Here is an 8,503-nt window from a genome sequence, read left to right on the forward strand (position 1 = left end):
CAGCTCCGTGCCGATCAAGCCTCGGCCGGGTTCGCCAGCGGGGCTTGTCCGGCCGGCACCGGCGCGGGAGTTCGGGCCACCCGGAACCACAGGGCGTAGAGGGCCGGCAGGAACAGCAGGGTCAGCAGGGTGCCGACGCCGACGCCGCCGATCAGCACGTAGGCCAGAGCCCCCCAGAACACCGAGTGGGTCAACGGGATGAAGGCCAGCATGGCCGCGGCCGCCGTCAGGATCACGGGGCGTGCCCGTCGCACCGTGGATTCCACGATGGCCTCGTAGTTCGACAGCCCCGCCGCCTGATCGTGGTGGATCTGGTCGACCAGGATCAGGGTGTTGCGCATCAGGATGCCCGACAGGGCGATCAGCCCGAGGATCGCGTTGAAGCCGAAGGGCTGGTGGAAGAGGAGCAGGGTCGGCGCCGCGCCCACGAGGCCGAGCGGGGCGGTGGCGAAGACCATGAACATGGTGGCGAAGGAGCGCACCTGGATCATGATCACCGTCAGCGTCACGATCAGCATGATGGGGAACACCGCCACCAGCGACAGCATCGCCTTCTCGCTCTCCTCCACGGCGCCGGCCGTGTCGATGCGATAGCCCGGCGGAAGCTTGGCCTTGATCGGCGCCAGCAGGGGGAAGACCTGGGCGTGGATGTCGGGCGGCTGCTTCCCGTCGAGCACGTCACCCTGGACGCGGATGTAGGTCTCGCGGTTGTAGCGCTTGAGAACCACGTCCTCGGTGCGGCTCTCCAGCCGGGCCACCTGGGAGACCGGCACCTGCCGTCCGTCTTTCGTCGCCAGGGTCAGGTCGCCGATCTCGCCGAGCGAGCGTCGCTCGGGGCCGGGGCTGCGCAGCAGCACGTCGACGGAGCGCAAGTTTTCCCGCACCTGGGTGGCGGGCGTGCCGTTGAGGTAGGTCTGCAATTGCTGGCCGGCCTCCTTCGGGGTCAGGCCGATCAGGCGCAGGCGCTCCTGGTCGAGGGCGAGATGCAGGCTCGGGGTCTTGTCGCCCCAGTCGAGGTGGACGAGGCGCATGTTGGCATTGGCCGCCATCACCTCCCGAACCTCGGCGGCGATGCCCCGGATCACGTCGAGATCGGGTCCGACCACCCGGAAGGCGACGGGAAAGCGGATCGGCGGGCCGAACACGATCTGCAGCACGCGCACCCGGGCCTCGGGGAAGCGGCCCTCGTCCACGAGTGCGCGGACCTTGCCCCGCAGGGCGTCGCGGGCCTGGGCGTCGGCCGTCTGCACCACGATCTGCGCGAAGGCCGGATCCGGCAGTTCGGGGTCGAAGGAGAGCACGAAGCGGGGCATGCCCTGACCGATGTAGCTCGTGATCTCGCCCGCTTCCGGCAGATCGCGCAACGCCGCCTCGACCCGCTTGACGCTGGCCTCGGTAGTCCTGAAGGCCGAACCCGCCGGCAGGGTGACCTCGACGATGAGTTCGGGGCGCTCCGAATTGGGGAAGAACTGCTGCTCGACCCGCCCCATCGCCACCACGGCGAGCGCGAACAGCCCGACCGTGATGCCGGCGGCGAGCCACTTGTGGTCGACCGACATCCGCACGAGGCGGCGCAGGCGCTCGTAGTTCTTCGTGGCGTAGATGGCGTCGTGGCCGCCCTCCACGCGCTCGATGTTCGGCAGCAGCTTGACGCCGAGATAGGGCGTGAAGGTCACGGCCACGATCCACGAGATGATCAGCGAGAAGGCCACCACCCAGAAGATGTTGCCGGCATATTCGCCCGCCGTGGAGGCGGCGAAGCCCACCGGCAGGAAGCCCGCGATGGTCACCAGCGTGCCGGTGAGCATCGGCGCGGCGGTGGCGCTCCAGGCATAGGTCGCAGCCTCGATGCGGTCGGCGCCTTCCTCCATGCGCACCACCATCATCTCGATGGCGATGATGGCGTCGTCGACGAGAAGCCCCAGCGAAATGATGAGGGCACCCAGCGTGATCCGGTCGAAGTCGCGACCCGTCACCATCATCACCACGAACACCGCCGACAGGGTGAGTGGCACGGCCAGCGCCACCACGATTCCGACCCGGAAGCCGAGCGCCACCAGGGACACGAAGATCACCACGCCGAGGGCGGTGAAGAACTTGACCATGAACTCGTGGATGGCGTCGTCGATGACCTTGGCCTGGTCGGTGATCTTGGTGAACGTGATGCCGACCAGAGTCTCGTGGTGGATCGCCACCTCCTCGGCGTTGAGGGCCTCGCCGAGCTTCAGCCCGTTGAAGCCGGGCTTCATCACCAGGCCGAGCATCAGAGCCGGCGCGCCGTCGTTGCGGATTTCGAAGGTCTTGGGGTCCTCGTAGCCGCGCGTGACCTCAGCGATATCGCCGAGCTTGAGGCTGCGGTCGCCGGCGGCCACCGGCAGGTCGCGGATCGCATCGATCCCGTCGATCGCGCCGTCGAGGCGCAGGTACACGCGCGGGCCCGCGGCCTCGACGAAGCCGACCGGCGTGACATCGTTCTGGTTGGCCAGCGCGGCAAGCAGCTGCTGGCCGGTGATGCCGAGGGTGGCGAGGCGCTGGTAGGAGATCTCGACGAAGATCTTCTGCGCCTGCTCGCCCAGGATGTTGATCTTCTCGACGCCGGGCACGCGCAGCAGGCGCTGGCGCATGTCCTCGGCCCGCAGCACCAGCTGGCGGTGCGGCAGGCCCCGGGCCTGCACGGCGTAGAGGGCGAAGTAGATGTCCGAGAACTCGTCGTTGAACAGCGGCCCGAGCACGCCGCGCGGCAGGCTTGAGGCTTGATCCGACAGCTTCTTCCGCGCTTGATAGAACTCCGAGGCGAGCTTGGCCGGGGGCATGTTGTCCTTGAAGATGACCTTCGTCATCATCAGGCCGGGACGGACCGTCGTCTCGGCCCTGTCGTAATAGACCAGTTCCTGCAGGCGCTTCTCCAGAGGATCGGCGACCTGGCGCTGCATCTCCTCCGCCGTGGCGCCGGGCCAGGCGGCCGAGACCGTCATCACCTTCACGGTGAAGGCCGGGTCCTCGGCCCGCCCGAGCTTCTCGAAGGCGAAAAAGCCCGCCCCCGTCAGCGCGATCAGCAGGAACAGCGTGACGGCCCGCTCGCGAACGGCAAGCGCCGAGAGGTTGAAGCCGCTCATCGCACCACACCCGTCATGCTCGGCGGCGCCTGGCGCACCCGCTGGTCGGCCTTGAGGAGATGGGCACCGAGCGCCACGATCCGGTCGCCCGGGGCCAGGCCGGCGGCGATCTCGGCGCGCTCCTCGCCCATGCGGGCGACCTGCACGGGCTGGGGCCTCACCGTCTCGGTGGCGGCGTCGTAGCGCCAGACGGCGCTGCCGTGCCCCTGATCGAACAGGGCGCCGAGCGGAACCTCCACCCGGGCTACCCGGCCAGCGTCGAGGGCGCGGAGTTGCAGGGTCACGGTGGCGCCGAGCGGCGCGGCCTCGCCGCCGCCCGACAGGATGTAGCGTGCCCGGTAGGTGCGGGTGGCCGGATCAGCCGTGGCGGAGAGTTCGCGCAGGCGTGCCGGGTAGGTCGCCGCTCCGTCGGCGTAGAGGGTGGCAGAGGCCTCGCCTTCGGCAGCCCGCCGGCTGCCCTCGGGCAGGAAGACCTCCGCCTCGCGCGCGCCGTCGCGGGCGAGCTTCACCACCGTCTGGCCGGCAGCGACCACTTGGCCGGGCTCGGTGGGAACCTCCATCACCACGCCGTCGGCATCGGCCTGGAGTTCCGCGTAGCCGGCCTGGTTCTGGATCTGGCTGGCCTGGGCCTCCGCATTGGCGAATTGCGCGTTCGCCGCGTCCGCCGCACCCTTGTTCTGGTCGTAGGTCTGTTTCGAGGTCCAGCCGTCGGCCACCAGCTTGCGGCTGCGCTCCTCGTCGGCCCGAGCCTTGATCATCTGGGCGCGGGCCGCCTCGACCGAGGCGCGGGCGGCGTTGAGCGCCAAGGTGAAATCGGTGCGGTCGAGACGCATCAGCGGCTGGCCAAGGCGCACGCGGTCGCCCGGATCGACCAGGCGCTGGAAGATCTTGCCGCCGACCCGGAAGCCGAGGTTGCTCTCGGTGCGGGCACGGATCACTCCGGTGTAGCGCGCAACGCCACCCGGGGCGGACGCGACCACCACGGTCTGAACCAGCGGCGGCTCCGGCGTCACCGCCGTCTCGGCCGGCGAGCAGGCCGACAGGGCCAGGCCCGCGAGCCCCAGCATCACCCTCGTATCCATTCTGCGCCCCACGGTCGAACCATCCGCCTGTAAGAATGATGATCATCATCTATTTTGGCATGGCGAACCTGTCAATGGGCGCCGGATCGAGAATTCCGGCCCAGCGCGCACCGACAGGCTGCTGACCAGGCAGCATCGTCAAACGGCACCGGCGCGCAGCTCATGGGCGAGCGGTCGTGCGAGGGCAGGGCGAGGACAGAACGAAGACAGGGAGCGCCGGCTTCCGCCCGGGTCGGTGGTCGGTGGTCGGCGATCCACCGCAACCTGACGCCATGTCCAGTCGGCACAGCGGCGCCGGCGCGCCGAGCCCGCGGTTCCGCGTCCTCACCACACGATTTTCGGGAACACCGGTTCGCGCACAACGTGGTACGGCTGACCGGGCGGCTTCAAGGCCGCCTTTGCGATCGTGCGAGCCTGTGAGGAGGCATTGGGGCGGCCGGGAGCCCCTGCCGCCGAGCGAAGTCAGCCGAGCCCCAACCTCATCGCTCCGAGCCCGAACGACACATCCCCGGATAAGGGAATCCAGCGGCCTCACACAGGGAGGGCAACCGCACCGTGGCGGCGCTTCCGGTTCGGGTTCGGCGGGGGTGAGCCCGGCTGAGGAGGACGCGCTATCCCGGCCCGCCAACGGTCGGGCCCGACATCATCGGCTGGAGGTCCAGGACCGACGCGGGGACGCGCGCTCTACCAGAGCGCGCGGGGCAGGCGCCGCTTCCAACGCTCCCCGGGGCGCAGGGCGACGTCCTTCTGGACCCGGCGCGTCGCCCGCAGCAATGCCGCCGGGGCGTCGGTCGGGGACGCCATCGAGGCTGGTCGTGCGACAGGCGGGATGGCCGCAGCCGGCGGCACCGTCGCTTCTTGCTGCGCCTGCAAGGCCGCGCGCGGGTTGGCGTCGAAGTCCGACGTGTCTTTCAAACCGGATTTCGGCTTGGCCTGACGCGGCGCGGGAGGTTTGACGCGCCGGACGCGTGGCAACCGCTCGACCACGGGTGCGGCCTGAACCTCCGGTTCGGGCGAGGGTACGAACATCGGCAGCAGGCTCGGCAGGATGCGCCGGGCCGGGGCCTCGGGTGGGGACGACTCAAGCTTGGAGGACCCGGATTTCGACGTCCCTGATTTCGACATTCCGGACTTCAATGTCCCGGATTTGGACGCGCTCGCCTCGCCCCACGCCGCGGGGGCGGCCGGCGCTTCGACGCGGGTGTCCGCATCCTCAAGGGAGACGTCGTGCCAGAGGTTCTGGTCTTTGCGGGGACGGGCGGAGGCCTCGGACAGCGAGGCGCGGTTGTGCTTGATTTCGACCGTGAACGGTCGCGCGCTGCGGCGCTTCATCGGCTTCGAATTCCCAGTAAAATCCGCTCGGCGAAATCCATTTCACAACGAGCATTCCGGTATCATACGGGATGCATCCAGTACTTGTCGAGACGATCCCGGCGCAGTACGCACTTTCTCTTCGGCAGGAGGCTCGGGGCCGTGATAAAGCCCGCTGCGAAGGAGCCGACGGCTGTGCCTGAACAGACCTTCCGCCCGATCGCGAAGGTGTGGACAGATCATTCGGTCTCGCCCTTGGCATTCCCGCATCGGCACGGATCAAATCGACCTGCCGTTCGTCTCTAGTAAAGGCTGAGCTTGCCGAGCGCCGATCCCGTACGATGGTCCGCGACGGCCGGCGGTGTGCCCAGGAAGGATTTCTCGTGAGTATCGGACTGATCGCGCTCCTCGACGACATCGCGGGCCTGGCCAAGGTGGCGGCGGCCTCCCTCGACGATGTGGCGGCGCAGGCGGGCCGCGCCGGCGTGAAGGCGGCCGGTGTCGTCATCGACGATGCGGCGGTCACGCCCCGGTACGTCGTGGGCTTCGCCGCCGAGCGCGAACTGCCGATCGTCGGCCGCATCGCCCTCGGTTCCCTGCGCAACAAGCTGCTGTTCCTGCTGCCGGCCGCCCTGGCGCTCGGCGCCTTCGCGCCCTGGGCCATCACGCCGCTGCTGATGCTCGGCGGCGCCTATCTCTGCTACGAGGGCAGCGAGAAGGTCTACGAGGCCCTGTTCCCGCATCAGGCCCATGCCCACGAGGCCCAGCGCGACGGGGCGGCCGGCAATGCCCAGGCGCTCGAAGATCAGAAGGTTTCCAGCGCGATCAAGACCGACTTCATCCTTTCGGCCGAGATCATGGCGATCACCCTGGCGGCCCTGCCCGAGGGCTCGTTCTGGATGAAGGCGGCGGTTCTGGCCGTGGTCGCGGTGGGAATCACGGTCGCGGTCTATGGCGGCGTCGCCCTGATCGTGAAAGCGGACGATGCCGGCGTCGCCATGGCGGGCAACACCAGCCGGTCGGCGTTCGGCAGCCTCGTCCGGGGCTTCGGTCGCGCCCTGGTCAAGGGCATGCCGGGCTTCCTCAAGATCCTGGCCATCGTCGGCACCGCCGCGATGATCTGGGTCGGCGGCGGCATCCTGGTGCATGGCCTCGAAACCTATGGCTTGCCCGAAATCGGTCATGCCATCCACGCGGTTGCCGTTCAGGCTGCGAGCGTCGCGGGTCCGCTTGCGGGAATCGTCGAATGGCTGGTGACGGCGGCGGGCTCCGGCCTCGTCGGCCTCGCCGTCGGCGCCGCCCTCATCCCGATCACGAGCTTCGTCCTGGCGCCGGCCTGGAACAGCCTCGCGCGGCTGCGAATGCGGGCCGCCTGATGCGGCCGCGGGCTGCCTAAGCCTGCCGGGCTTCGCGCAGGTGAGCGAGGTGCCGGATGGCGAGTTCGTAGCCATGGGTGCCGAAGCCCGCCATCACCGCGGTGGCGGCGGGCGACACGTAGGAATGATGGCGAAACGACTCACGCCGATACACGTTCGAGATATGGCACTCGACGATCGGAACCGTGCAGGCGCTCAAGGCATCCAGGATCGCGATCGAGGTATGGGTGTAGGCCCCGGCATTGATCACGATGCCGGCGCAATCGACCCGATAGGCCTGGATCCAGTCGATCAGCTGGTGCTCGGCATTGCTCTGATGAAACGCGATCGTGAGGCCGAATCCGGCGGCCAGGCTCCGGCATCGGGCCTCCACGTCCGCGAGCGTTTCGTGCCCGTAGATGTGCGGTTCGCGCTGGCCGAGCAGGTTGAGGTTCGGGCCGTTCAGGATCAGGATCGTGTCGCTCATGCGGCGAAACCTTAAAGCGAGCACCGAGGGCCGGAAAGGGTTCTGTCACGCGAGGCGGTGCAAGGCCTCCGGGTGAGGGCGCGAGACCGTGCGTCGGGAGGCTTGCGGTCACCGCGGCTGCCGGCCATGCGGAGCGGTGAGGAACGCGACAACCGCATCCGCCAGGGAGACAATGCGTGCCAGACTCCGCCAAGACCGACCCCGTCGTCATCGCCGTGGCGATCACCGGCTCGGTGCCGCGCAAATCCGACACTCCCGCCCTTCCGGTGACGGTGGCCGAGCAGATCGCCTCGACCCGGGAGGCGTACGAGGCGGGCGCCACCCTGGCGCATATCCATGTGCGCAACGACGATGAGACCCCGTCCTCCGACCCGGACCGCTTCGCCGCCGTGCAGGATGGCCTGCGCCGGCACTGCCCGGGCCTCATCGTGCAATTCTCCACGGGCGGACGCGGGCGCGATCCGGCGAGCCGAGGGCTGTCCCTGCAGCACCGCCCGGACATGGCCTCGCTCTCGACCGGATCGGTGAATTTCCCCACCATCGTGTACGAGAACCACGCGGTGCTGGTGTCGGATCTGGCAGGTCAGATGAAGCGGTTCGGCGTCCGGCCCGAGATCGAGATCTTCGACCTGTCCCATCTCCACGGCGCCCTCCGGTTGGCCGAAGCCGGCCTGATCGATGCGCGCCCGCACGTGCAGTTCGTGATGGGCGTCAAGAACGCGTTGCCGGCCGATCCGCACCTCCTGGACCTGCTCCTCGGCGAAATGCGGCGCATCCTGCCGGGTGCGACCTGGACGGCCGCCGGGATCGGCCGGCATCAGGCGGAGGTGATGGACTGGGCTCTGGCGCGCGGTGCCGACGCGGTGCGGACGGGCCTGGAGGACAACATCCGGATCACCCGGGAGCGCCTCGCCGCGAGCAATGCCGAACTCGTCGCACTGGCGGCCGCGACGGTGCGGCGCCACGGACGCCGGGTCGCGACGCCCTCCGAGGCCCGAAAAATTCTGGGTTTACGCTGAGGGCCGAGACACGAAAAAGCCCGCCCTGGTGTTCCCGGGGCGGGCTTTTGTGTTTGGTTGCGGGGACAGGATTTGAACCTGTGACCTTCAGGTTATGAGCCTGACGAGCTACCGGGCTGCTCCACCCCGCGCC

6 protein-coding genes and 1 tRNA gene are annotated in these 8,503 nt (G+C 68.9%); 2 read left to right on the forward strand and 5 right to left on the reverse strand.

The window, feature by feature from the left end:
- Positions 1–14 precede the first annotated feature (14 nt).
- The 3 genes from J7U37_RS14945 to J7U37_RS14955 all read right to left on the reverse strand — a co-directional run bounded on the left by J7U37_RS14945 (position 15) and on the right by J7U37_RS14955 (position 5,530).
- The gene (locus J7U37_RS14945; RefSeq protein ID WP_247636228.1) at positions 15–3,116 is read right to left on the reverse strand and encodes an efflux RND transporter permease subunit; all 3,102 of its coding nucleotides are present in this window, start codon (positions 3,114–3,116) and stop codon (positions 15–17) included.
- Positions 3,113–4,198: an efflux RND transporter periplasmic adaptor subunit gene (locus J7U37_RS14950; protein WP_247636229.1), complete on the reverse strand. Its 1,086-nt coding sequence runs from the start codon at positions 4,196–4,198 to the stop codon at positions 3,113–3,115. Before J7U37_RS14950 ends, J7U37_RS14945 begins: the two co-directional genes overlap by 4 nt.
- A 684-nt stretch (positions 4,199–4,882) precedes the next feature.
- Positions 4,883–5,530 carry a hypothetical protein gene (locus J7U37_RS14955; protein WP_247636230.1) on the reverse strand — a complete coding sequence of 216 codons (648 nt, stop codon included), beginning with the start codon at positions 5,528–5,530 and terminating at the stop codon, positions 4,883–4,885.
- Positions 5,531–5,892: 362 nt separating this feature from the next.
- Here J7U37_RS14955 and J7U37_RS14960 point away from each other — a divergent pair, with 362 nt between their 5' ends.
- The gene (locus tag J7U37_RS14960) at positions 5,893–6,885 is read left to right on the forward strand and encodes a DUF808 domain-containing protein (RefSeq protein ID WP_056183660.1); all 993 of its coding nucleotides are present in this window, start codon (positions 5,893–5,895) and stop codon (positions 6,883–6,885) included.
- 16 nt (positions 6,886–6,901) lie between these two features.
- On the opposite strand, the gene aroQ is transcribed toward J7U37_RS14960, so the two are convergent.
- Positions 6,902–7,351: a type II 3-dehydroquinate dehydratase gene (gene aroQ, locus J7U37_RS14965; protein ID WP_056183638.1), complete on the reverse strand. Its 450-nt coding sequence runs from the start codon at positions 7,349–7,351 to the stop codon at positions 6,902–6,904.
- Positions 7,352–7,527: 176 nt separating this feature from the next.
- Between aroQ and J7U37_RS14970 the strand changes: the two genes are divergently transcribed.
- On the forward strand, positions 7,528–8,370 hold the full coding sequence (locus J7U37_RS14970) for a 3-keto-5-aminohexanoate cleavage protein (RefSeq protein WP_247636231.1): 843 nt from the start codon (positions 7,528–7,530) through the stop codon (positions 8,368–8,370).
- A gap of 54 nt (positions 8,371–8,424) precedes the next feature.
- Here J7U37_RS14970 and J7U37_RS14975 read toward each other — a convergent pair.
- Positions 8,425–8,501: transfer RNA gene (locus J7U37_RS14975), tRNA-Met, on the reverse strand.
- Between the last annotated feature and the right edge of the window lie 2 nt (positions 8,502–8,503).

The sequence above is a fragment of the Methylobacterium sp. 37f genome (genome assembly GCF_023093475.1).
Classification (GTDB): Bacteria; Pseudomonadota; Alphaproteobacteria; order Rhizobiales; family Beijerinckiaceae; genus Methylobacterium.

Coding starts and splice junctions, on each gene's coding strand:
- J7U37_RS14945 (WP_247636228.1), bottom strand. CDS start 3,116: ATGAGCGGCTTCAACCTCTCGGCGCTTGCCGTTCGCGAGCGGGCCGTC.
- J7U37_RS14950 (WP_247636229.1), bottom strand. CDS start 4,198: ATGGATACGAGGGTGATGCTGGGGCTCGCGGGCCTGGCCCTGTCGGCC.
- J7U37_RS14955 (WP_247636230.1), bottom strand. CDS start 5,530: ATGAAGCGCCGCAGCGCGCGACCGTTCACGGTCGAAATCAAGCACAAC.
- aroQ (WP_056183638.1), bottom strand. CDS start 7,351: ATGAGCGACACGATCCTGATCCTGAACGGCCCGAACCTCAACCTGCTC.